The sequence below is a fragment of the Lewinella sp. W8 genome (assembly GCF_004375085.3).
Classification (GTDB): domain Bacteria; phylum Bacteroidota; class Bacteroidia; order Chitinophagales; family Saprospiraceae; genus Neolewinella.
The window spans coordinates 180275-205734 of sequence record NZ_SNAQ03000004.1 but is presented as its reverse complement, the minus strand read 5'-3'; the positions used below and the strand labels follow the sequence as shown (position 1 = coordinate 205734).

Sequence of the window (25460 nt, the reverse complement as noted above, 5' to 3'; positions counted from 1 at the left end):
TCCTGCGGACGCTTCGAGGACGCAGGGAGTCGCTGGCCAATGATCATTGTCGTTTCAGTAGCGCCGGATTTATCCGGCGAAAGGCATCCGGTCAACGGATACGGCCGTTGCTACGGAAATGATGAACCGGGTGAGGTGCTGTGATAATTTTTATTCAGCGATCAGGCATACTATTGCAACAAGGCATGCCTTGTTGCAACGGCCACGCCCAACAATCAGCCGCGATTCCTCAGGAATCGCCTCCCCTTGATCCTCAATCCTAAAACCTCAAACCTCCGCATACCCCCGGTCCTTACTGGAGTACATCATCCAGGCGCCGATGAGGACAAGGGGGATGCTGAGCCACTGCCCCGTGGTGAGGGCCACGCCGAAGCCGCCCTGGTCGCTTTTGAAGTATTCCCAAACGAAGCGAGTGCCGAAGATGCCCACAAACCAGAGGCCGGTGAGGTAGCCGGGCGCTTTCCAGGCGTCCCGTTTCCAGTAGAGCCAGAGCAGGAGGATGAAGATGCCAAAGTAGCCCAGTAGTTCGTAGAGCTGGACGGGGTGGCGGGGCACGTCGGCGAGGCTTTCGCGGGCGGCGTTGACGAAGTGGAAGGCCCAGGGGGCGTCGCTGGGCGTGCCGACAATCTCGGAGTTCATCAGGTTACCGAAGCGGATCATGGCGCCGACCAGGGCGATGGGGGCAGCGACTTTGTCGCTGATCCAGAAAAAGGATTTTTTACTAACGTATTTGCTGAATACCCACAGGGCGGTAACGACCCCAATGACGCCGCCGTGACTGGCGAGTCCACCCTCCCAGATTTTGAAGATGTCGCCGGGGTTATTGAAGTAGTATTCCGGCTGGTAGAAGAGGACGTGACCGAGGCGGGCGCCGAGGATGGTGCCGGCGATGAGGAGGTAGAATACGTAGTCCAGCCACTTTTCCGGGGCGCCTTCGGCCAGAAACATCCGTCGCACCAGACTGAAGCCGATCATGAAACCAAAGGCGAACATGAGACCGTACCACCGCAGGGAAAGGGGGCCGAGCTGAATGATTTCGGGGGAAACGTCCCAGGTAATGTAGGCTAGCATAGGCGTTACTTGGTGCAAAAGCAACCGCCCGACTACTCGGGGCAATCGGGCGGCTCGGGGAAGTAATTAATCGTCGTCGTTGTCGTCATCGGCTTCGGCCTGGCCGTCACGTTCGGGCTTCATCTGGGGGAAGAAGAGTACTTCCTGGATACTCGTCTGGCCGGTGATCATCATGACCAGGCGGTCAATGCCGATACCAATGCCCGCCGTGGGGGGCATGCCGTATTCCAGGGAGCGGAGGAAGTCTTCGTCCATGGCCATGGCCTCATCGTCGCCGCGCTCGGCCAGCTTGAGCTGGTCTTCGAAGCGTTCGCGCTGATCGATGGGGTCGTTGAGCTCCGAGTAGGCGTTGGCCACCTCCTTGCCGTTCACCATCAGTTCAAAGCGCTCCACGAGCCCTTCTTCGCTGCGGTGCTTCTTGGTCAGCGGTGACATCTCGATGGGATAGTCGATGATGAAGGTGGGCTGGATCAGGTGCCCCTCCACCTTTTCGCCGAAAATCTCGTCGATGAGCTTGCCGCGGCCCATGGTGTCGTCCACCTCGATGTGCAGACGCTTACAGATGTCGCGCAGGGCGGCTTCATCCGCTCCGCGGATGTTTTCGCCGGTGTACTCCATGATGGCGTCCGCCATCGTCAGCCGGCGGTAGGGCCCCTTAAAGTCGATCTCGTTCTCGCCCACCCTTACCTTGGTGTTGCCGTCATTGACGGCACCCACGGCGTGTTCCAGCAGGTTCTCGCAGGTGGTCATCATCCAGTCGTAGTCCTTGTAGGCCACGTAGAATTCCACGGCGGTGAACTCGGGGTTGTGGGTGCGGTCCATGCCCTCGTTGCGGAACATCTTGGCGAACTCGTAGACGCCGTCGAAGCCGGCGACGATGAGCCGCTTGAGGTAAAGCTCGTTGGCGATGCGCAGGTACATGGGCACGTCCAGCGTATTGTGGTGCGTCTTGAACGGCCGGGCGGCGGCACCCCCGTGGATGGGCTGCAGGATGGGGGTTTCCACCTCCATCAGCCCGAGGTCATCCAGGAAGGAGCGCATGGCCGTGATGAGGCGACTACGCTTGCGGAAGATTTCCTTGTACTGGGGGTTGACCGTTAGGTCAACGTAACGCATCCGGTAGCGCAACTCGGGGTCCGAGAAGGCATCGTAGACGTTGCCCTCGTCGTCGGTCTTCACCACCGGCAGGGGGCGCAGGCTCTTACTCAGGAAGGTGAATTCCTTGACGTGCACGCTGATTTCTCCGGTGCGGGTCTTGAAGACGAAGCCGGAGACGCCGATGAAGTCACCGAGGTCCAGATACTTCTTGAACAGGTCGTTGTAGAGGGACTTGTCCTCGCCCGGAGCGATGTCGTCGCGGGAGACGTAAAGCTGGATGCGTCCGGAGCTGTCCTGCAGGTTGGCAAAGCTGGCCTTTCCCATCACCCGACGGCTCATGATGCGGCCGGCCAGGGTAACCTCCTGGAAGTTAGTCACCTTACCTTCGGCGTCCTCCTGGACGTTGGCTTTAATGTCGGCGGCCAGATGGGTGACGGGGAAAGTAGCCGCGGGATACGGCTCGATGCCCAGGTCACGAATCTTTTGCAAGTTTTCCCTACGGACGAGTTCCTGCTCGCTGCGTTCCATACAATTTTGCGTTTTAGCACCGCGAAGGTAAGCCATGCGGCGGTAGTACGGGAATATCTCCGGTCACCAGCATGTCTGGATGGATCAGGGCGACGGGGCGCGGGTGCCGAAAACATGTCCAAGGGCAATGGTTGGCGGGGAGAAAAAGTTTCGGCCGATGGCCGAAAGGAGAGGTTTGAGGATTTAGGATTCAGGAGGGCGATTCCTTCGGGAATCGCGGGGGAGAGAATTGGTGTGCCCCGCAGAGACAAGGCATGCCTTGTCTCTGCGGTATTCACGAAAATGGTTTCAATAACCCACCAGCGCTCATCGAATCCGTCGAGCACAGCGAGCTGATCCGATGCGTCGCGGTCATTGATGGAATTAGCTTTTGCGGGGAACCCGCGATGCCTCGGATGACCCGTCGCGTGGCTCCGGAGACATCCGAGGAACGCTTCGCTGGTCAGGCAACCAATTGACCTTAACGGGACGTTATTTTTAGGCAACTCTTTATTACCGATTAAAACCTTTTCCATGACACCTACCCTAAAAACCATCGCTCCGGGAATCTGGACGGTCAAGGATTTTTTCACCCCCGAAGAATGTCAACACTGGATTGATTTCAGCGAGGCGCGGGGCTACGAAAAGGCGAAGATCGGACCGGGTAGGGTGCAGCACCTCAACCTTAGTGTCCGCAACAACGATCGGGTGATTTATGACGCCCCGGATTTAGCCGATGCGCTTTGGCAGCGCGCGCAAGATTTCGTGCCCGCGGAGTTGGATCGGGTTGTGGCAATGGGCATGAATACCCGTTTCCGTTTTTATCGTTACCATCCCGGTCAACAGTTTCGGATGCATCAGGACGGGTCCTACATCAAGAACACCAACGAGTGGAGTGAATTCACCTTCATGGTCTACCTCAACGAGGGCATGAAGGGTGGGGCCACGCGATTCCGGGAGTATACCATTGTTCCCCGAACGGGAAAGCTGCTCATCTTCAATCACCAGTTGTCCCACGAAGGAGAACAACTTCGGGAAGGCATTAAATACGTCCTGCGTTCCGACGTGATGTACCGGAGGAAACGGTGAAGGTCTGGGTTGTAGGCTTGAGGATTTAGGCTCCAGGATTTAGGTGGGCGATTCCCTCGGGAATCGCGGGGGATTGTTGGGTGCGTCGCGTAGAGCCAAGGCATGCCTTGGCTCTACGGGGTATTCACGAAAATGGTTTCAATAACCCACCAGCGCTCATCGGATCCGTCGAGCGCAGCGAGCTGATCCGATGCGTCGCGGTCATTGGTGGAATTAGCTTTTGCGGGGAACCCGCGATGCCTCGGATGACCCGTCGCGTTGCCCCGGAGACATCCGAGGAACGCGACTTCCCTCTTTATTCCTCCTTCTTCCCACTTAGTTCCGCTCCTTCAGTTCCCGCAGTGCCTTCCGCACTTCTTTCTTCCAGCGGTTGGAACCCACTTCGTGTTTTTCGGAAATCCGCTCCAGTTCCTGGCCGAAATCTTCCATGTCTCCTTCGAAGTCTTCGGCCCACTCTTCCATTTCGCGACCGAACTCTTCAAATTCTTCCTCGTTTTCCTCGGCCCACTCTTCGAGTTTTTCTTCGAGTTCCTCAAAGGTTTCTTCGTGCTCTTCGGCCCACTCTTCGAGGCTTTCGCCGAGACCTTCCAGCATTTCACCCAGTCCCTCAAAAGCCCTTTCCAGGCGGTTACCGGTGCGCTCGGAGAACAATTGGTCGCGATCTTCGTCGTCGAGCTCAAAGGCGGCCCCTAAAGATTCTTCCAGTACTTCCCCCAGACCATTCAGTAGGGCTCCTTCCACTTCCCGCTCCCGAAGTGTGCCGCCGTTGGGCAGGGCTTCGGCCTTTACGTTGGGTGGCCCGAACTTGACCACCGTTTCTCCGTCCTGGCGCCCGAGGTGGAATCGCTGGCCTTCGTAGACTTCTTCGTCCACGGAAACCTCAATGGCCACCATGTCGTCGTCAAAATCCACGTCCTTGACTTCTCCGATGATCACGCCCTGGCGTATGACGTCGGCACCGGGGCGGATGCCCTCCGCATCACTGGTGTTCAGGTAATAGGTCTTATTGCCCGAGCAGGCCACGAAAACTAGAGCCAGGCAGACCAGAAGGCCATAATTGAGTACGCTACGCATGGTGCATCTTTTGTTACGCTGGCGAAGGTGGGGGAAGTACGAAGGCCGGGAAACTTCCTTCGACTGAATGGGGGGAGGGATCGACTAATTAAGTTTACTGTGGGGTTAGGCTCTTCCATCAACGATGCCATGTTTTCGCGTGAAAGGATGTTTTGTCTGGTGAAAGCTCGCCAGTCACGGAGATGGTTAATATTCCTGCTTCATTGATTAAATCCGTCTAGAGAGCCAAAAAGGCTTTCAATTTTTGCCAATAGATCTTGCGACCGGCTTGCGGAGCAAGCCTTTTCCAAAGTATTTTCCCCAGCCTACCAAATGGCAAATTACCCCAGCACCCGGTGACCACCCTCCGTCACCGCCACGTTGTCTTCGAGGCGGATGCCGCCGAAGTCGCGGTAGGCGTCCAGGGCGGCGTAGTTGATGAAGTTGGTGAACTTGCCCTTCTCCCGCCAACGATCGATGAGGGCGGGGATGAAGTAGATGCCGGGCTCAACGGTGACCACGAAGCCGGTCTCCAGCTTGCGCCCCAGGCGCAGGCTGCGGGTGCCAAACATACAGCTGCGCTTGACCTCCTCGTCGTAGCCGACCAGGTCCTCCCCGAGGTCTTCCATGTCGTGAACGTCAAGGCCGATCATGTGGCCCAGTCCGTGGGGGAAAAACATGGTGTGGGCGCCGGTGGCCACGGCGCGCTCGGGGTCGCCGGTCATCAGGCCGAGGTCCGTCAGGCCCCGGGCGATGATGGTGCTGGCCAGGTCGTGCACCTCCCGGAAGGTGATGCCGGGACGGAGGGCCGCAATGGCCTCGCGCTTGGCGCGATCAACGATGTCGTGGATTTCCCGCTGCTGATTCGTCATTGGGGCGCCTACGGCGAAGGTGCGGGTGATGTCGCCGGCGTAGCCGGTGTCGCTTTCGGCCCCAGCGTCGATGAGCAGTAGATCGCCTTTTTTTAGCACGTTGCCGTGGTAGTGGTTGTGGAGGATTTGCCCGTTGCGGGTGACGATGGCGGGGTAGGCCAGGCGGCCGTTGGCCTGGATGGCAATCCCCTCGATCAGGCCGGCCACTTCGGCTTCCAGCATGCCCGGAGCGGCGTGTTCCTGGGCGGCCCGGTGCATGGTCATGCTGGTGGCCACCGCCCGGTCCATCTCGGCCAACTCTTCGGCGCTCTTGACGGCGCGCAGGGCAATGACGGCCCGGATGAGGGCCTCGCTGGGGGTAGCTTCCGGACCAAGGTGCTCGCGCAGGAAGGTGCGGCGCTCTTCGCGGTAGGGGGGCAGATGCAGCACCGCATCGGCGCGGAGTTTCAGCAGGTCGGATAACTCCCGGCGGGTGCCGCCGCGCTTCGCGCCGATGCGTTCGGCCAGCTCCGCGACGCTGGGTTGCTCGCCCATCCAGACGATGTGGTCGATGCTGATGTCGTTGCCCCACAGGAGGCTGTCGCCGGTAGCGGTGTCGATGGTCAGGGCCAGTCCGGGCAGGTTGTGGCCGGCGAAGTAGCGGAAGTTGCTGTCCTGACGAAAGGGGTAAATATTATCCGCGTAGTTCATCGGCGCGTCGTGGTTGCCCGGCAGAAACAGTAGCGGCGCAATATTTTGCGTCTCCGAATTTTGGGCTTCGGCCAGGCTGGCGGCAAGACGTTGACGGCGTTGTGCGTAGGTGTCGGCGGAAAACATGGTCAAAAATTTTGGGTAGGGCGACGGTCCCGAATTCCGTTTACTCGTCGGGATCGTCGATTCTATTAGCAGGCGACGGGGCGCAGGTGCCAGGGAGATTAGGATCAAGGATTTAGGATCAAGGATTCAGGATCAAGGATTCAGGATCAAGGATTCAGAATTTAGCAAAATGGATAATTCCTTAAGCCTAAATCCTAAGACCTCAATCCTAAATCCCCGCTCCACGGCACCTGCGCTGCGCGCCCAAACGGGCGAACGGAAATGTACGCACCAAACCCCAACGCCCAAAATGATGGCATCGGATTATTTTCCTACGAAAATTTTCCAAAGAGGTAATATCTTGCGTCTCTGCCGCAAATTGTTTGAAAACCACGTTTTGCCTACGCCACCCTCACCCGCTGTTTCGGTCCTGGACCGCCCGGTTGCCTTCCTGAAGGGGATTGGCCCGGCGAAGGCGAAGCTGTTGTCCGAAGACCTGCAGATTCATTCCCTGGGCGACCTCCTGCATGCCTACCCCTTCCGCTACGTGGACCGTACCCAATTCCACCGCATCATTGAGATCATGCCCAACCAGGGCGCGGTGCAGGTGAAGGGCAAACTGACGGTGCTCAACGTGCGCGGCGACGGCCGTAAAATGCGGCTGACGGGCCGGTTACGCGACGACAGCGGCGCCGCGCTGGAGCTGGTCTGGTTCCGGGGCATCAACGTCCTGCAGAACATGCTGGTCGTGGGCGAGGAGTACGTGGTGTACGGGCCGGTGCAGGAGTTTAACGGCCGCCTGAGCATCACCCACCCCGAGATGGAGCTGGCCGCCAAGGCGGCCACCGAGGAGGCGGCCACCTTCGAGCCGGTGTATTCCAGTACCGAAAAGCTGAACCGCCGCGGGCTCGACGCCCGCGGGCGTCGCAAGCTCATCCGGGCACTCTTCGCGCAACTCTCTCCCGCCGACCTGCCGGAAATCCTGCCTCCCTACCTGATGGAGGAGCTGCGGCTCATGCCGCGGGCAAAGGCCCTGCACGCCCTGCACCTCCCCCCGAACCAGGAAGTGCTCGACGCCGCGCGGCGGAGAATGAAGTTCGAGGAGCTGTTCCTGCTACAATTAAGGTTGTTGCAGCTTAAACTGGTCCGGGAAAGCCAGATCGCCGGTTACGCCTTCGGAGCCATCGGGGAGTACTTCAACCGCTTTTATCGCGACCACCTGCCCTTTGAACTGACGGGCGCCCAGAAGCGCGTGTTGAAGGAAATCCGCCAGGACCTGGGGCGCGGCATACAGATGAACCGTCTCCTGCAGGGAGACGTGGGCTCGGGCAAGACGATGGTGGGACTGATGTCCATGCTCATGGCCCTCGACAACGGCTTTCAGGCCTGCATGATGGCGCCCACGGAGATCCTGGCCCAGCAACACTACGAATCCATTCAGGAATACGTGGAGGGGATGGAGCTGCGGGTGGCCTTCCTGTCCGGAAGCATCAAGGGAAAGGCCCGGAAGGAAATCCTGGAAGACCTGGCCAACGGGGAGATTCACATCCTCATCGGTACCCACGCCCTGATTGAGGCCCCGGTAGTTTTCCAAAACCTCGGACTGGCCATCATCGACGAGCAGCACCGCTTTGGGGTGAAGCAGCGGGCCAAGCTGTGGAAGAAAAACAAGCCGTATCCCCCGCATATTCTGGTGATGACCGCCACGCCCATTCCCCGGACGCTGGCCATGACGGCCTACGGAGATCTGGACGTGAGCGTCATTGATGAACTTCCTCCCGGGCGTAAACCCGTCACGACCGTGCACTTTACCGAGCATCGTCGGGAGCGGGTCTTCGGACGCATCCGGGAAGAAATTGCCAAGGGGCGGCAAGCCTACGTCGTATATCCCCTCATTGAGGAAAACGAGAAGCTGGACCTGCTGGCGCTGGAGGAGGCTTATGACGAAATGCTGCAGCGCTTTCCCCGCCCGGACTATCAGATCAGCGTCGTGCACGGAAAAATGAAGGCGGAGGTCAAGGACCAGGAAATGGCGCGCTTCAAAAATGGGGATACGCAGATCATGATGGCCACGACCGTGATTGAAGTGGGCGTAAACGTTCCCAACGCAACCATCATGGTGATCGTGCATACGGAGCGTTTTGGCCTGAGTCAGCTGCACCAGCTCCGGGGTCGGGTGGGCCGCGGGGCGGAAGAGAGCTTTTGTATTCTGCTGTCCAGCGTGAAGCTGAGTAAGGAAAGTCGGGAGCGCATCAAGACGATGGTGGACACCACGGACGGCTTCAAGATTGCCGAAGCGGATTTACGCTTACGCGGGCCGGGGATGATTGATGGTACCCAGCAGTCCGGTCTCCTTCAGATGCGGATCGCTGATCTGGCCAACGACGGTAAAATTCTGGGCGTGGCCAGGGATCGGGCCAAGAATTTACTGAGCCAGGACCCCCGCCTGCAACGTCCCGAGCACCACGCGCTGGGAAATCATCTGGCCAAATACATGCAGGGCATCAAGGGGTGGGGGAGAATATCCTAGGTTATGCAAGGGTAAAAGGTTGTTTGCCAGTGGGTTGAGGATCATTGGGTGGCCAAAAATTCAATTTTGGCGGGAACAATGAATGGATATTCGTCTTTGGTGAGGACGAGGGAAGGCCGGACATTTGAATTGTCAATAGTTAATACCGAATCACATGAAATACTATAATCCAGATACGGAGAATTAATAGAAATATCCACGGTAAAGTATATATACCAGAATATTCAAAAAAAATAGGTGATAGTTGGAATAGGTGAAATATAGTAAGCATTTAATTCCATATTGATGAAGAAGCGCACGGCCCCCCGGTTGTGCGCTTTTCTTTTGGGTCCAGGCTGCCGGAAAGGCAAGTGGGGAATCGTGAAGAATGGCCCGGAAAATAGCGAATAAAACTCCTGTATGCTGGTGAATTTCGCTTGAAAAGAGGGTGTGTACTTGCTTAAGATTAAATTAATAAAATACTGTAAATCAATTATTTAAAAATAAGTTGTGCTGGTTAAAAGGGTTTTTATGGTAGAACAATGGCTTTTGGCTTGTCCTTTGAGTGCCCTGGCTGATCCCCCCATATTTGAAGTGTCAACAACGGGAAAGGAATTTTCCAATCCTGGTTGACGAACCATTTTATCATTTATTTAAATTTTTTCACCATGAAGATCCAACATCTTCGCCTTCACCAGGTCAAAAATATCATTGGAGGAAACCCTGATTGCTGGGATGATCCTAACGACGATGATGACGGATGGCCAATCGGTGGCTCTACGGGTCCTTATAACCCCTTTCCGGATACCATTCTGGGAGGCAAAGGATAATCCTTTAGAGTAATTCGAACTGGATGGTTCGCACGAAGTGGAGGTCAATCATTTCTTCATTTCTTTTTTAAATCCATTTATTATGAAATTCAAAAATTTCTTTCTCGCACTCGCACTCGCTCTCGTTTCCACTTTCGCTTTTGCCGGCGACGTAGCTCCTCTGGAGGACACTCCCAAGGACACGGTAGTAGTATACGACAGCAACAACGTTCCTCACACCATCACTTTCATCAGCACCACCCTGGGTGACGATGCCGAGTGTACGGTTACGGCTACCATCAGCATTCTGGGCCAGGAGGCTACGGTTTCCGCTACGGCTGAGACCTGCTCCGAAGCTCGCCGCATGGTACAGGAGGTCTTTGAATAATCAGAATTTCTCAACCACTTTAACCACACGACTTCGGTCGTAAATCACCGACCATAAACGACGTGTGGACCATCCTTTCATCGCTAAAAAAATATAATCATGTACAATTCTTTCTTCGCCGTGGTAATCGGGTTTTTTACGGTATCTCCCATGGCTTCCACTGAGTTGCCCACCACCGAATCGCTAAGCACCGAAACCGTGGAGGTGCTGACCCTCGAATACACCCAGGTCAATAGTGATTTTTCGGTTACCGTCAACCTGCAGATTGACCAGTCAGTCCACGCCGTAACGTCTACGGCCAACTCCTACTACGAAGCCACTCAGCAGTTGAAGCGCGCCGTAGCAGAATTGACGGAAAAGTAATATCGCACACCAATAATATCTGATAGTCATGAAAAACTTTATTCTTACCGTATTTAGCCTGGTCTTTTTTGCCGCCAGCATATTCGCACAATCGGGCGTTGAGGTTACCTATCTACAGAAAACGAACCCCCGCCCGAACCAACCCAACGGAGATTTCTTCAGCACGGATTACTACGCTCAACTGGTATCCAATGGTGTGGAATCCACCTACCGATTCGGACAGGGCGGCGAAGGCAAGCAGGTTTTCCGGGGAGACAACAACTCCGTAAAGATCATTTACAGCGACGCTCGGGGATACGTCTTTTACCGTAATCAGGACGATAAATCCATCGTCTCCCGGGACATGATCAAAGACCAACCCTTCATCATCAAGGAGGATATTCCCCAGATCAGCTGGGAGATCAAAGAAGAAACGAAAGAAATCGGTGGTTATCAGTGTCAGCTGGCGGTTACCACCTTCCGCGGCCGCGTATACGACGCCTGGTTCGCTCAGGAAATTCCCCTCAACGTCGGCCCCTGGAAACTCGGCGGACTGCCCGGCCTGATCCTCGAAGCGAAGGCCCGTGACGGAATGATCCAGTTCATTTTTGCCGGACTGAAGCAGGTTGACCCTGCCACCATCGCCTGGAATAAAGCCCCCCGGAACGGGATGAACATCAGCTTTGAAGGCTTCTTCGATACCCGCGTGCGCAAGGACGAAGAATGGGTGAAAAAGATTTCTGCTCACCCGGGGGTAACCGTACGCCCCGCGAAGAAGAAGAGTTACTTCGAGATCGCTAAATAATCAAATAGTACGATCCTTACCTGATGGTATCATCAGTAACCTAATGAGTAGATTTTAATAGATAAATATCCAATTCTTTCGGTGCGTAATAATGAACCGGATAGTATATAAACCGGCTGAACAGCGAGGGTTGTCAATGGACAAAAGGACAACCCTCGCTGGGAGCCACAAAGAACATATCATGTGGCCTCGAAATAAACAATTCAATTTAGTTAGCTGCTCTCTTATATTAGTTTTTAGCTTTTTCGCCGGAAGTGTTTTTGCGCAACAAGCGCTGACTGGAATCGTGCAGGATGAAGAAGGAACCCTACTGGCCTCCGCACAAGTCATCCTAAAGCAGGGAGACGCCATCAAGGGATATTCCCTTGCGGATTTAGACGGAAATTTTTCCATTGAAGTACCCGAGGAGCCCGCGGAATCCATGAACATCGAAATCAGGATGTTTGGCTACGCAAATTATACCCTGCCATTATGGACGCCAGGAGTCTCCAAAAAGATCGTCCTGAAAAATGCGGCCATTGAAATTGAAGAAATTGTGATTTCAGCCGAGGCGCTGCCCCTGGCCATGAAACAGGATACCCTCATCTACGATACGGATTCTTTTACGGACGGGACCGAAGAAAAAGTGGAAGACATGCTGAAAAAGCTTCCCGGGGTAGAAGTAGACGAGAAGGGACAAATCAGCGTCCAGGGAAAATCCATCGACCGGGTACTGATCGACGGCGAAGATGCCTTCGGGTCGAATTACCGACTGGCCACCCAAAACATTAATGCCGGCTTCATTGACCGGGTAGACGTCATCAGTAATTTCAAGGAAGATGACCTGACGGGAGACCTGAGTAATGACGAGGAACTGGTGCTGAACCTCAATCTGGAAGACTCCAGAAAGAAACTGATCTTCGGCGAGCTTACCCTGATCCACGGCACGCCGGACGTCTCCATGAACGACGCCAACCTCTTCATGCTGTCCGGTAAAACAAAGTCGATTCTCTTCGCCCAAAACAACACGGCCGGATTTGAACCGACCAGCGGACTCGATCTCGCCTACCAGATGGATGGAAACATCAGCGCCTTTTCTGGTCAGCGGACGGGGCTTCTGTCTTCTCCTCGTGGTAGCCGTCCCAAGTCAATCGGCTCTCAGGAGTATCTGCAGAACGAGGTGTACGCCACCGCCGGCTCGCTGCTCTTTAATCCCAGCAAAAAGGTGAAGAGCCGGACGATATTCTCCCTGGATAACAATTTATTCCGGCTGGATAACCTGGAACGGCTGAATTTCTTTAACCAGAATTTCCCCGTTACCGTGGATAACTTCAAGCTCTACCGTGAATCCCTGGGCAGTGCGTGGATCGATAACGAAAGTAAAATCGTGTTGGGGAAGAAGAGTCGCCTGGACCTGGACCTCAACGCCATGCTGAGCAGATCGGATCTTTCGGCGGAGTTGAGCTCCCAAACCGCGGAGCGGGTAAACGCCCTGGGCACCTCCCTGGAGGGGACGCCCGTCGCGCTCCAGGGAGACCTTCGGTATACCCTGCGGGCCACCGACCTGCTCGCCTTTCGGTTCATCCTGACCGGTAACCTGAACACCAATGACCAGGTGGCGGACTACGAAAGTGACCGGTATCAGAGCCTGTTCCCCCAGGCCGCGCTTGGCCTGCGTCAGCAGGCCGCCGAATCGACCCGCGGAATTGATCCTCACGTGGAAGTCCTCTACAATTATAAAGGATGGTTCCTCAACGGTACGATCGGACATCGCATCACCGGAGGGGACGTCAATACGCTGCTCACTTCCCTGGCCGAAGAACCCACCGACGCCCTTCCGCAGAACGCCAATGACCTGCACTACAAGTTTGACGAAACGTACCTGGAAAGCACCGTCTCCCGTACGTTCGGAAAACTGGAAACGAACGGCGGCCTGGCCATCTCCATGTCCAACCTGTGGTACACCCAGGGAGAAAACGGAGGGGACCGTAATTTCCGCAACCTGCTCTTCCTTCCCTACGCTCAGGCAGAATACGAAATCTCGTCCCGCAGTCGGATCAGCGCAAGCGCAGAGCTGAAGCAGGAACTACCGGGCGTGAACCAGTTGGTATCGGTACCCTACCTGTCCGATTACCAAACCCTGATGACGGGACTGGATACGCTGTACCTGCAAAAAACCAGCAGCTTTGGGTTGCGCTACAATTACAACAATACCTTCCGTCAATTATCCTACTACGTAGGCCTGCAACGGACGCGCATTCCCAACGGCCTTCAGCGGTCGCTTTCCGTTGAACCCTTGTTTACCCTGCAGCAACTGGAAGCCGGATTCCCCTCCAGTTCATTGCAACTCCGGGGCGGCATCAGTAAGTACATTCAACTGATCAAGGGCTCCGTGGAGGTGAAATTCAAGTTGATCCGGTTCGACAACCAACTCAACCTGAACCAGGAACTTACGCTAAACCGCTATCAGATATTTGCCGGAGACCTCCGCTATCTGAGTACCGTAACCGATTGGCTGAAATTCTCGGTAACCCTGGGATACCGTTCGGCGGAAAATAGTCAGATTGGAGGTCCGGAACTGGGGCGCAATGGCCACTACACCTATACCTATAACTCTACCATGACCCTTCAGCTGGCCAAGCAGACCAGCCTGGCGCTGAGGGCCAGCGGATTCATCTGGGAACAGGGCGGGCAAGCCACGGACGTGCAGCTGCTTTCCTTCAAATTCCGTTGCCCGATCAGTGATCGCTTAAAGCTTCACGTCGACGGCCTGAATCTCCTCAACCAGGGAGAATTCTTCCAAAACCTCGTAAACAGCTACCAAATCTCTCAGCGCAGTTTCGTCCTGCGTCCGCGCACCTTCATGGGGGGAGTTCGGTGGTCTTTCTAATAAATATATCACTAATTATAAATATTTAATATCATGAAGTTCAAATCCATTATCCTTTCTTTCTCTCTTTCTCTCGTGGCAATTTTTGCCATCGCCAATAACGCCATGGCCGGCGGCGAAGTAATGCCCGCGGTACCTGCTGATCTGACCGCTGATTGTTCCGTAACCGTTCAGGTTGATGGCGACGACGTGACGGTAACGGCCTCCACCTGCGCCAAGGCCGCTCGCCTGGCCCGCTCGCTCATTGAAGAGTAAGCCACTCACATTGCCGAGCCTTCGGGCTCCGAATCGATAGTAGATTAGCCAATAATCTTTTTGGGCCGGACACTTAGGTGTTCGGCCCTTTTTGCGATCACCGCAGGTGCCAGGAACCGGGAGCCTGCTGCTTTTCGGTATGCCGGTTTTTGGGGCAAAAAAAATGTCCGTAAACAAGTAGCTTTTTGTCTGCGAGGCGGCGAAAGCCTGACCGTCGCCGTTCTAGCTTTGTAGTTTGCTGATCCCCCCCCACATTACCAAACCTGCCCGCTGACTTACCCTGACATTTTCCGAAGTTTTTAGTCACGTGCCCAATCATGCCAAATGAAACAAACCCTTAAGGGGTTAACCATTTACACCCTATGCTTTCTTTTTCTGGTTGGTTGCAACCAGGACCCTCGCTCCATTGATGAGGTGTTACTTGGTCCCATTGACGCGGTGGTCAATCCCTACGGAAGAGTTCCGCTGGGAGCAGAACTGACTTTCCGCACCGAAGAGCCCTGCTGGGTATCGATTACCGTGCCCGGAGACATCCCGGTAACCCGGGAATTCCCCCGCCCGGCAAAGAATCACTCCGTCCCGGTACTCGGGCTCTATCCCGGACAGGACAATCCCGTAGAAATTACCCTGACCACCGAATCGGGCACCGTCTATACCGGAACGACAAATCTCACCACGCAACCCCTGCCGGCCACCTTCCCCGAAGTGGACGTCACGGTGGTGAATCGTGAGCGGATGGAGAGTGGTTTTCACCTCATGGATTTGCTCATTGCCAACGACGGCAAATTCCTGCCGTATACGGTGCTCTTCGATGACCGGGGCACCGTCCGCTGGTTCATGGACATGAGCGAAAACGGACAAATCACCTACACCACTCATCGCCTGAGCAACGGCAACTGGCTTTACCTGAACTGGATCGACATTCTGGAGGTCGATGACCTGGGCAAGACCATCCGCCAGGAACAGATGTGGGGGAATGCGGGCAATCACGAAGTCCTCGAAATGCCCAATGATCAGTTGTTAATGGGAGGGTCTAAAAAGGACAGCTACGTCATCCGGGACGGCCAGGAAGTTCCTACCCGTTTCGATCACGTGGTGCTTTGGGACCGAAAAAATAACCGTACGGTCAGGGACTGGGACATGCGCGAAGTACTCGACGTGGACCGTTCCATCTTCCCCGGGGATTACGGAATGAACCCCGCCACGGACTGGTTTCACGTAAACTCCATTACCGTTGATCCGGCCGATAATGGCATCCTGGTCTCCGGCCGCAACCAGGGGGTCGTCAAAGTCAATCAGGATAACCAGCTTCAGTGGATTTTTGCCCCACTGGTAGCCTGGGATAAGGCCGGCCTGGACGGCAAGGGGCTAACGACCTCCGAATACCTGCTGCGGGCGGTGGATGCCAACGGCAACCTTTATCCTCCTGCAGTCCAGCAGGGCGTCGAATCTGCCGAAGATTTCGACTGGCCCATGGGCCAGCACGCCCTCAATGTCCTCCCGAACGGTAACCTGCTGCTCTTCGATAACGGATTGCGCCGGAATTACCAGCCGGACCCCAGCTATTCCCGCGCCGTGGAATACCAAATCGACGCCGCCCGCGGAACCGTTACCCAAGTCTGGGAGTACGGAAAGCAACGGGGCCTGGAAATGTATTCCCCCATCACCAGCGACGTGGATGACCTGCCCGTAACCGGCAATCGGTTGATTACTTCCGGGAACGTACGGAAGGGCTCCCTACCTCCCCACGCCAAAATGGTGGAGGTGACCTATCCCGATAATGAAGTCGTCTTCGAGGCGAATATTTTCTTTAAGGATGCGCTGGGATCCGGGGAGGCAGATTGGGCGCAGTTTGACCTGGTCTTCCGCGGAGAACGCTACGACCTTATTCCGCCCACCGCAAAAAAATAAACTACCTATGGCCCTGGAAATCCTTGCCGTCGGTGTCCCGCGCACCGGCACCTCCTCCCTGAAAGCCGCCCTGAATACTCTCGGTTTCGGCGGTTGTATGCACATGGACGAGCTGTTCAACCAGCCTCATCTCGTCGATTACTGGATTGAGCTCTACGAAACGGGAACGACCGATTTTGACGCGCTCTTTGACGGTTACCGGAGCAGCACCGATTTTCCCGGTTGTTTCCAGTACAAACCTCTCCTGAACCAGTACCCCGACCTGAAAGTTATTCTCAATTACCGCGATCCCGCATCCTGGTACGAAAGCATGATGAAAACCGTGTACCCCACGGTGCCCAAAACCGCAGAGGCCAAGGCCATGCTCGCCGAGAAGGGGAAGGACAATCCGCGCTTTCTGGGCATCGCGAAGACCCTGGCGTTGGTGGAGGTATACCTGCTCAACCGCCACTACGGCGGAGATTTCCTGAACCGCGAAAAGACCATCGCTACCTATCTGGACCACTGCGAACGGGTCCGACGGGAGGTGCCGGCCGGTCAGTTGCTCGAATGGGAGGTCAGCCAGGGGTGGGAGCCCCTCTGCGCATTTTTGGGCGTCCCCGTTCCGGAAGAAGACTTTCCCTTCAAAAACAAGCGCGCCGACTTTCAGGCCCAGTTGGGCAAAATGCTGAGTGGCGGCGGGAAGCTTACCATTAAGTAGTAGGCTGTTCAGTGAGGTTTCATCAGCGATTCCTGCGGAATCGCGGCAGTTCAGAGGGGCAAATGGTAGCGGCAAGGCATGCCTTGCCGCTACTAGTAAATTCAATAACTTGATGGCCAAAGGGTTAATTCACGGAACAGCCTACAATAAGTAGTACTCGCGGGCATCATTTCTTGCTGCCCTGACCGAAGGCCTTGGTAAAACCAATGCTGAACTGACCGAAACTACCCATTTCACCGGGGTTGTAGAGCCGGCCATATTCTGGCCGGATGGCCCACTTCGTGACGTCACTACTGATGGCAGCCCCCAGGTTAAAGGCCAGTAGGCCGTCCACGCCTTCTTCGAGAACGATAATGTATTTCGTTCCCAGGGTAAGGTCAAACTTCTGGGGAACCAGCGGCGCGGTGAGCAGTACCGTGGGGTGGATTTGCCAGGGCGCATCTTCCACATCTTCTCCAAAGGGTTTTCCCACGGGAAGAAAGAAGGCGACCCGATCTTTGACGAGGCTGAATTTAGGCCCGGCGGCGAGCACGTGGACACCATTTTCAAAACTGTCGTCTCCCTTCGCCCAGATGTACTCGTAGCGGAGCCGGAGATCCACCTTGTCGGACAGGCCGAGGGCATACTGCAGACCGAGGTGATTTTGCACGCCCTGGGTTTCTCCGTCATTGGAGGCGGAAACGGAAGAGTAGCTGGGGGTGAGCTCGTGGTTGCCCTGGCCTACGGTACGGGCGCTTTGCAGGTCCGAAAAAACGGGGGCGCAGGAGGGGGCAAAAAGGATCAGAAGAAAAGCGAGGGAAAGGAAATAACTGGTATAGGTTTTCATCGGTGGTGTACGCTAGGAGGTGTAACAAATAGGGAGGGTCTCTAAAATTAGGGGCATTCTCAGAATTTTTGGCGGGGATGCCTGAATTCAGACAAATGCTTGTCCTGGCAACTAAGGGGAGGGCGACCAACTTTTGTCCTCAATTTTTTAGCACTGCCCTTGCAATCTTCAAAAGGCGGTTGTCGGAGTTTGATTATTGATGCCTGATTGCCTTCCTCCCCCCCTAATCAGCGGGATGTTTGAAACCGGACAAAAAGAACCTTTGGGAGCCTTTATCTTACGGGGACAGTAGAAACACCCGCTTCCTATGCTTACCCGTTTATTCAAAATTCTCTACTCCACATTGTTGTTGGGGTGCCTGACCATCCCGGCTAAGGGACAAATAGCGTACGCACCGACGGCTCTGGAGGGGGCTAATTGGGTGCAAATCAACACCCGGGCCAGCGGTTCCGAAAACTACGGTTTCGTCCAACGCCTGGAGGGAGATACGGTAGTCGGTAATTATACCTACAAAAAACTCTACCGTTACCGGATGTACCACGACTGGTGGAATATCTTCGATACGGATTCTCCCGCACCGCCCTATTACGTCGCGCAGGAAAGAAAACTGGTAGCGTTGCTGTGGGACGATGTGGCAGGAAAAAGGGTGTTGGGCAGATATTGGACCCTGGCCGACACGTTTTCCTCGGACACCCTGCTACATGATTATTCTTTGGTGGAGGGAGATATTATGCAGGGGGCATTCTTCAAGCCGGAAGCGTCTCCGATTGAGATTTACTCCATTACCGAAGAAGAGCGTTGGGGACAAATCCGCAGGGTTATTGAGGGAGACCGTGAATACATTGAGGGTGTTGGGTCATTGAACTATGGTCCACAATCCGGGGGGCTTCGTTATCGTACCCAAGATGGTGTCACTTTGGTGCTCGATTACTGCGTGGGAGAATTATCGGACTGTAACATTAACGTGGTGATACCCGAAGCAACACCCTATCAGCCCCTGGCCGTGGAGAATGCGAATTGGGTAGTCTGGGATAATCAACCGGAGGGCCTATTGACGGGACATCGGATTATGAGCATCCGGGGAGATACTATGGTGGAAGGAAATATGTACAAAAAGTTATTCCGCCGCCAATATTTACCGGTCAATCCAGATTATCCGTACCCAAATGATGTGCCGCCCTATTCCACTTCCGGACCGACGAAGTTATGGGCTTTACTACGGGACGATACGCTGAGGCAACGGGTGTATGCCCGACTGATTGATCCGGATTTCGCGACGGCTTATCCCGGTGAGATTCTCCTTTATGACTTTACCCTGGCAGCAGGAGATTCATTGCCGTTCGATTCACGGTGTAATACCGGTGGAATTGACCTGGTTCGTTGGGTGGAATATGGTGGTGCTTTGAGAAAATACCAGGTGATCAACCGAGATGTAATGGTATCCGGTATCGGAAGGTTGAGGGGCCGCTTTGCCGGGGTTGTAAACCTTGACGCAGATTGTGAAAGTCCGATTATCCGGGCTTACGTAGCCAACTACTGCGTTGGCGATGATGCCGACTGTGGCATCACCCGCCCCAATGCAGTGAGCGCGATTTTTCCCAACCACGAGATTTCCCTATTTCCGAATCCGGTGCGGGACCAGCTGCTGATTCGAGCTACTCCGGCATTTCTGCACCCGGTGACCCTTACGCTCCACAATGGGCGGGGGCAGGTCTTACGAAAAGACCTTCTGACGGGCCATCAATCCTTTGATTTGTCCACTTACCCTGCTGGCCTTTACTACGTCGCCCTAACGGACCAGCATCGCACGGTGACGCACAAGGTGGTCAAACAGTAACCACTGCCAACCATTTTTCTGGCTCCGCATTTCCTTGATACCCTTACCTTCGGACTCCGAAAAATCAAATGTTGCATGGAGAGTACCTACGAGCAAGTTCAGGAAACCGTCGCCTTTATCCGTCAGCGGTCAAAGACCCAGCCCCGGGTGGGGATCATTTTGGGGACGGGATTGAGCACGCTTAGCGAAGAATTCGTGGTGGAGCGGGAGTTCAACTACGGACTGCTGCCATTTTTCTGCGCCTCCACGGTGGCCTCCCACCAGGGGAAGTTGATCCTGGGCACCTTCCGCGGGGTGCCCATCGTGGCCATGGCCGGCCGCTTGCATTACTACGAGGGCTACTCCATGCAGGAGCTGACCTTCCCCGTGCGGGTGCTGGCCGGCCTGGGCATCGAACACCTGATCATCTCCAATGCCTCCGGGAGTGTAAACGGCGACATTGAGGCGGGTGACATCATCTTCCTCCGGGATCACATCAACATGCAGCCCGAGAATCCCCTGCGGGGACACAACGATCCCCGCCTGGGGCCCCGCTTCCCGGATATGCTCCACGCCTACGACCGGGAGCTGAACGTGTGGGCCATCGAACGGGCAAAAGCCCACGATATACGCGCCCACGAAGGAGTATACCTGGCCCTACCCGGACCCAATCTCGAAACTCCGGCGGAATACCGCATGGCCAACATTTTGGGCGCGGACTGCATCGGGATGAGTACCGTACCCGAAGTCCTGGTGGCCCGCCACATGGGCCTGCCGGTGTTCGTGGTTTCCGTGGTGTCGAACAAGTGTTTCCCGATCGCCGAAATACAACCCACTACGGTAGACGACGTGATCGCTACCGTGCAGGCCGTGGAACCCAAGCTACGGAAGCTAATGGGCGATATCGTGGCCCGTCTTGACGAGCAGAAGAAGTAATGCAGCGAAGCTGATAATGGCGCGGGCGCAGGTGCCATGCGGTGGGAACCGAGCCATAATATTTTGGTCCCCATTTTCCGGCTACCACCACGAACCTGGCCACACCATAGGTCTTTGCACCTGCGCGCTTGCGCCCGATTAAACGGTGACCCTAATGAACAACCCCGCTCCGTCCACCGGAAAATACATCCACCATGATTAGACGGTATACGCTTGAGGAGGTGCCCGCCGTGGCCGCCGAGTTACTGGAGCAATTTGGCCCCGGGCGAGTGTACGCGCTGGAAGGTGACCTCGGCGCCGGGAAGACTACGCTGGTGGCCGAGATGTGCCGGCAGCTGGGCGTTGAGACGCCCACCAGCAGTCCGACCTTCAGCATTGTCAACGAATATCCCGCCGGTGACCGGACAATCTACCACATGGACGCCTACCGCCTCAAAGACATCTACGAGGCCCTGGATGCGGGACTGGAAGAATTATTTGCCGAAGAGCAACCCACAATATTTGTGGAATGGCCGGCCGTGATACAACCGATTTTGCCGACGGACGTTGTTTATCTGCGGCTTTCCCATGCGCCCGACGGCGGCGCCCACCGCGAACTCACCATTTCTACCGGCTACCCGACACCCAGCGATGAGCAGTAAGGACAAAGAAAAGATATCCGTTCCGTCGGAATTAACGTCTGGCTACGGGCAGACCCAGGCCGAAACACTGGCGGTAGAGCGCAAGCAGGAGGAACTGTTCATCGGTATTCCCAAAGAGATCACGCTACAGGAAAAACGGGTTGCCCTGGTGCCCAGCGGAGTTGCCACCCTGACCAGCCACGGTCACCGGGTGCTGATTGAAACCCAGGCGGGGAAGCACAGTAATTTTTCCGACCATGCCTACAGTGAAAGTGGTGGAGAAATTGCCTATTCGGCCAAGGAGGTCTACCAGAAAGCGCGCATCATCCTGAAGGCGGCACCGCCCACGCTGGAAGAGATTGAGATGATGCAGCCGGGAACGATACTGATCTCGCCCCTTCAGCTGCCCATCATTACGGCCGATTACCTGTTCCGGTTGAAGCACAAGCGGATCATCGCCCTGGCGATGGAATACCTGCAGGACGAACAGGGGAGCTTCCCCATCGTGCGGATCATGAGTGAGATGGCCGGTATTTCCGCCGTGCAGACGGCCGCAGAGCTGTTGAGTACCACCCGCGGCGGACCGGGAGTGCTCCTGGGGGGCGTATCCGGGGTGCCGAGCGCCAAGGTTGTAATTCTCGGTGGTGGGGTTGTCGCGGAGTTCGCTACCCGCGCTGCCCTGGGCATGGGCGCCGAAGTACGGATTTTCGATGACAACATTCACAAGCTGATGCGGCTGCAAAATTCCGTGGGCCGTCAGTTGTATACGAGTGCCATCAATCCGCATTACCTGCGGAGGGAGCTGGTCACGGCCGAAGTGGCCATCGGAGCCATCCACGCCGAGCACGGCCGGGCGCCCATCGTGGTGAACGAAGATATGGTCCGGGCCATGCGGCCCGGCTCCGTGATCATTGACGTAAGCATCGATCAGGGGGGCTGCTTTGCCACCAGTGAACTTACTTCCCTGGACAACCCCACCTTCAGTAAGTACGACGTTATTCATTATTGTGTCCCCAACCTGGCCAGCCGGGTCGGACGGACGGCCAGCATTGCGGTGAGTAACATCATCGTCCCGCTGCTGTTGCGGGCCGGTGGCGCACGCTCCTTCGAGCATTTTATCCTGCACCGCCCCGGACTACGGCACGGGGTGTACACCTTTAAGGGCTGCCTGACCAATCAGTATCTGGGGAAGCGTTTTGATATGCGGAGTACGGACATCGACCTGTTGATGACCAGTGGAATGTAGGCGCTCCGTGCCCCGCAGGAAAGCCCTCCCTGGCTACATTTTCGTCTTTGCGGCCCGGCAGTGCGTTTGCTAACGTTTACTTCCTTATTTTTCGGGCATGAACTTTTTCGATCTGCTCCAGAACTTCTTTTACGAACGTACGAATGAAGAAACCATTTTGCTTGGTTTCCTCGGACTACTGGTTTTCCTTTTCGGAGTAATCGTAGGGTGGATTGTGCAGGGCAGTAAAACCCGCCGCTACAAGAAGCAGCTGATGCTGGTGCAGCAGGAACGGAATGACTTTGAAATGCATTACCGCACCTCCGAAGAAAAGCAAAAGGCACTGGCCCGGGAGCTCGAAATGGTGAGCCGGGAGAAGGTGGAAGCCATGGAGAGGATCGAATCGCTCAACGGCGCGCTGGAGGAGCGGGACAAGACCATTAATGATCTGTTGGCCCGTCAGGAGGAGCTGACGATTTCTAACCAGAGTTTTTCGGCCACAATCGAAAGCCTTAATGATCAGGTGATTGGCCTGAAGACCCAAAACGAACAACTAACGGCGAAGGTCGGTCAGGGCGTTGGGGACGGCGCCGGCGAAGAACCCGGCCATGCGGGTGGTTCTCTGGAGGCCCACATTGCGGCCACCGAATCCCGTTTCAGATTATTTGAAGAGCGCTTGCAACGCCTTACGGAAGAGAATGCTTCCCTCCGGGCGGGCGCAACTACCGTCGGGGACGGGGGAGCTTCCGGCTTCGTCGGCCACCAGCCGGTCATCGGTAGCCCCATGCCCACCGATGAGCGGGGCGAGCCCCTGGTCATCCGGGCGGATACGGCCGCACCCGGGGTGCGGACGGGACAAAAATCCGGGGAAACGGAAGTCATCGTGCAGACAACTCCGTCCATACAGGTGCCGGAAATGGTGGATGCAGAAGGCGCTCCCGGGCACGATGACCTGACCAAGATCAAGCACATCGGTCCCTTCCTGGCCAGAAAGCTCAACGAAGCGGACATTTACAGCTACGAGCAAATCGCCAACTGGAATGCCGCCGATATTGCCACCTACACGGAGCTGATCGGCTACCTGCCGGGGGTCATTGAGCAGAACGACTGGGTGGGACAGGCCAGGGCGCTGGCCGCCGCGAAGGGGAGTGAGGAAGCTCCGGCGAAATCCGCCGATGTTTATGGCGGGCGGGATCCCGAGGACCTGAAAATCATTGAGGGCATCGGGCCCAAAATCGAGGGGGTACTCAAGGACGCCGGCATCGACTCACTGGCCACGCTGGCCGCTACCAATGCCGACCGCCTGCGTGACGTGCTGGAAGCCGCCGGATCACGCTACAAGTCTCACAATCCCGAAAGCTGGCCCGAGCAAGCCGCACTGGCCGCGGATGGACTCTGGGAACAGTTGGAAAAATGGCAAAAGAGTATGAAGGGCGGGCGTTGACCCGTTTTGTTGTTTCCGCGTCAGTTCCAACCCCCTAAACCCACGATGAGGATAAAACAGCGGGCTCCCCTGGGGCGTCTGTATTACAGCAAAAGCGCAATCCATTATGCCTGATCAGCAACTCTGGTACGTAGAAAATATCGACCTCTCCAACATCTTCTGCCCGAAAAAAATCGGAGCGGGAGCACTGGAAGCTAAGGACCACCTGGAGTTTGGCGCTAACCAATACATCTACCTCCCCGAAGAACCCGCCCGGCGAATTTTTTTGATCAGCAGCGGGCGGATCAAAATTGGCACCTACGGAGCGGACGGCAAGGAAGTCACCAAGGCCATCCTGAATCCGGGAGAGGTATTTGGAGAGTTGGCCCTCATCAGTGAAGATGCCCGCCGGGATTTCGCCTACACCCTCGAGCCCACGGAACTGTGCGTGCTGGAAAAGGAGGACCTGAAGGATATGCTCAAGGAGCGTAATGACCTTCAGCTATTTTTCATGCGCCTCATCGGTAGCCGGACGCTTCAGCTGGAACAACGCCTGGAAAACCTCATGTTCAAAACCAGTCGTAGCCGGATCGTGGAGTTTCTCCACCATCTGGCCGAAACGCGGGGCAGGGTAGTTGGCTACGAACGCGAAGTGCGCAACATGCTTACCCACAAAGAAATTGCGGACCTGACGGGCACCAGCCGACAAACGGTAAATGCCGTCCTCAATGATTTACGCCGGCAGAATATCCTCACCTTTGACCGCAAGCGGATGCTGGTGCGGGACATGGAACAGTTGGCGGCCGCCGCCTAGGCGTCCAAAAATTCTCTGACGAAAGGATTGTTTTTCTTCTCGTATCCAATAGTGGTGCTGGAGCCGTGACCGGGGTATACGACGGTTTCGTCCGGGAGCGGAAATAACTTGGTAATGATGGCCCCCATCAGGGTCGGATGGTCGCCTCCGGGAAGGTCCGTTCGGCCGATGCTGTTGCGGAACAATACGTCGCCACCGATGACGAAGCCCGCTTCCGGCTGGTAAAAGCACAGGCTCCCCGGAGAGTGGCCCGGACAGAGCAGCACTTGAAATTGGTACTGGCCCAATTTGATGTCGTCGCCCTCGTTGATAAAATAATCTGGTGGCGGAGAGGCCGTCATGGGCGGCATGCCGTAGGTGGAGACAATCAGCGGAGCCATTTCCAGGATGGGCTGTTCCAGGGGGTGAATGCCCAACTGGAGGCCAAAGGTCTCCTTGACGAAGGCATTGCCGAAAACGTGATCGAAATGGCAGTGCGTATTGATCAACTGCGTGGGCTTCAGCCCGCGTTCCTCGATGACGTCCAGCAGGCGTTGTTCCTCCGCGCGGGAGTAGCAGCCCGGATCGAAAATGATGGTCTCCAGGCTGTCGGTGTCGTAGACCAGAAAGGTATTTTCCTGAACGGCATTGAACGTGAGGGAAAGGACTTCAAGGGGCACGGTGAAAGATTTAGGGGGAGGCGAGGGCAAAATTGCGGGAAAGAAAAACGGCGGCGATGAAACCCGTT

Annotated in this window: 21 protein-coding genes; 15 read left to right on the top strand and 6 right to left on the bottom strand. The window is 55.8% G+C overall.

Features of this window, described 5'->3' with window-relative positions:
* Nucleotides 1-267 precede the first annotated feature (267 nt).
* A complete protein-coding gene (gene lgt, locus E1J53_RS06755; RefSeq protein WP_134270982.1) occupies nt 268-1071 on the bottom strand; it encodes a prolipoprotein diacylglyceryl transferase in 804 nt (267 codons plus the stop codon).
* A gap of 66 nt (nt 1072-1137) precedes the next feature.
* A complete protein-coding gene (gene lysS, locus E1J53_RS06750) occupies nt 1138-2697 on the bottom strand; it encodes a lysine--tRNA ligase (RefSeq protein WP_134270983.1) in 1560 nt (519 codons plus the stop codon).
* Nucleotides 2698-3210: 513 nt separating this feature from the next.
* On the opposite strand from lysS, the gene E1J53_RS06745 reads away from it, so the two are divergent.
* On the top strand, nt 3211-3765 hold the full coding sequence (locus tag E1J53_RS06745; RefSeq protein ID WP_134270984.1) for a 2OG-Fe(II) oxygenase: 555 nt from the start codon (nt 3211-3213) through the stop codon (nt 3763-3765).
* A 315-nt stretch (nt 3766-4080) separates the two neighbouring features.
* Here the strand turns inward: E1J53_RS06745 and E1J53_RS06740 are convergent, their stop codons facing one another.
* Nucleotides 4081-4839, bottom strand: coding sequence for an MlaD family protein (locus tag E1J53_RS06740; protein WP_134270985.1), 759 nt, complete (start codon nt 4837-4839; stop codon nt 4081-4083).
* 320 nt (nt 4840-5159) lie between these two features.
* Nucleotides 5160-6506, bottom strand: coding sequence for an aminopeptidase P family protein (locus E1J53_RS06735; RefSeq protein ID WP_134270986.1), 1347 nt, complete (start codon nt 6504-6506; stop codon nt 5160-5162).
* A 376-nt stretch (nt 6507-6882) separates the two neighbouring features.
* Between E1J53_RS06735 and recG the strand changes: the two genes are divergently transcribed.
* From recG to E1J53_RS06695, 8 genes are all read left to right on the top strand, one after another.
* On the top strand, nt 6883-9015 hold the full coding sequence (gene recG, locus E1J53_RS06730) for an ATP-dependent DNA helicase RecG (protein WP_253930909.1): 2133 nt from the start codon (nt 6883-6885) through the stop codon (nt 9013-9015).
* 891 nt (nt 9016-9906) lie between these two features.
* On the top strand, nt 9907-10191 hold the full coding sequence (locus E1J53_RS06725; protein ID WP_134270987.1) for a hypothetical protein: 285 nt from the start codon (nt 9907-9909) through the stop codon (nt 10189-10191).
* Nucleotides 10192-10290: 99 nt separating this feature from the next.
* Nucleotides 10291-10554, top strand: coding sequence for a hypothetical protein (locus tag E1J53_RS06720; protein ID WP_134270988.1), 264 nt, complete (start codon nt 10291-10293; stop codon nt 10552-10554).
* Between the two features lie 28 nt (nt 10555-10582).
* The gene (locus E1J53_RS06715; protein WP_134270989.1) at nt 10583-11338 is read left to right on the top strand and encodes a GLPGLI family protein; all 756 of its coding nucleotides are present in this window, start codon (nt 10583-10585) and stop codon (nt 11336-11338) included.
* A 286-nt stretch (nt 11339-11624) separates the two neighbouring features.
* Entirely contained in the window at nt 11625-14207 is a 2583-nt protein-coding gene (locus tag E1J53_RS06710; RefSeq protein WP_134270990.1) for a hypothetical protein, read from the top strand.
* A 33-nt stretch (nt 14208-14240) separates the two neighbouring features.
* A complete protein-coding gene (locus E1J53_RS06705; protein WP_134270991.1) occupies nt 14241-14462 on the top strand; it encodes a hypothetical protein in 222 nt (73 codons plus the stop codon).
* Nucleotides 14463-14786: 324 nt separating this feature from the next.
* Nucleotides 14787-16373 (top strand): aryl-sulfate sulfotransferase, encoded by a 1587-nt coding sequence (locus E1J53_RS06700; protein WP_134270992.1) that lies wholly within the window; start codon nt 14787-14789, stop codon nt 16371-16373.
* Nucleotides 16374-16380: 7 nt separating this feature from the next.
* Nucleotides 16381-17073, top strand: a complete 693-nt coding sequence (locus E1J53_RS06695) for a sulfotransferase family protein (protein ID WP_134270993.1) — start codon at nt 16381-16383, stop codon at nt 17071-17073.
* Nucleotides 17074-17239: 166 nt separating this feature from the next.
* Here E1J53_RS06695 and E1J53_RS06690 read toward each other — a convergent pair whose 3' ends face one another.
* Entirely contained in the window at nt 17240-17899 is a 660-nt protein-coding gene (locus tag E1J53_RS06690; protein WP_134270994.1) for a hypothetical protein, read from the bottom strand.
* Nucleotides 17900-18206: 307 nt separating this feature from the next.
* Here E1J53_RS06690 and E1J53_RS06685 point away from each other — a divergent pair, with 307 nt between their 5' ends.
* The 6 genes from E1J53_RS06685 to E1J53_RS06660 all read left to right on the top strand — a co-directional run bounded on the left by E1J53_RS06685 (nt 18207) and on the right by E1J53_RS06660 (nt 24733).
* Entirely contained in the window at nt 18207-19736 is a 1530-nt protein-coding gene (locus E1J53_RS06685) for a T9SS type A sorting domain-containing protein (protein ID WP_134270995.1), read from the top strand.
* Between the two features lie 75 nt (nt 19737-19811).
* Complete coding sequence (locus E1J53_RS06680; protein ID WP_134270996.1) at nt 19812-20651, top strand: purine-nucleoside phosphorylase; 840 nt, start codon at nt 19812-19814, stop codon at nt 20649-20651.
* A 194-nt stretch (nt 20652-20845) separates the two neighbouring features.
* On the top strand, nt 20846-21292 hold the full coding sequence (gene tsaE, locus E1J53_RS06675) for a tRNA (adenosine(37)-N6)-threonylcarbamoyltransferase complex ATPase subunit type 1 TsaE (RefSeq protein ID WP_134270997.1): 447 nt from the start codon (nt 20846-20848) through the stop codon (nt 21290-21292).
* Nucleotides 21282-22517 (top strand): alanine dehydrogenase, encoded by a 1236-nt coding sequence (locus tag E1J53_RS06670; protein WP_134270998.1) that lies wholly within the window; start codon nt 21282-21284, stop codon nt 22515-22517. The genes tsaE and E1J53_RS06670 overlap by 11 nt, the downstream gene beginning before the upstream one ends.
* A gap of 97 nt (nt 22518-22614) precedes the next feature.
* A complete protein-coding gene (locus E1J53_RS06665) occupies nt 22615-23940 on the top strand; it encodes a helix-hairpin-helix domain-containing protein (RefSeq protein ID WP_134270999.1) in 1326 nt (441 codons plus the stop codon).
* Between the two features lie 106 nt (nt 23941-24046).
* A complete protein-coding gene (locus E1J53_RS06660) occupies nt 24047-24733 on the top strand; it encodes a Crp/Fnr family transcriptional regulator (protein WP_134271000.1) in 687 nt (228 codons plus the stop codon).
* On the opposite strand, the gene E1J53_RS06655 is transcribed toward E1J53_RS06660, so the two are convergent.
* A complete protein-coding gene (locus tag E1J53_RS06655; RefSeq protein WP_134271001.1) occupies nt 24730-25392 on the bottom strand; it encodes an MBL fold metallo-hydrolase in 663 nt (220 codons plus the stop codon). The two genes, E1J53_RS06660 and E1J53_RS06655, sit on opposite strands and share 4 nt — an antisense overlap.
* Nucleotides 25393-25460: the final 68 nt, after the last annotated feature.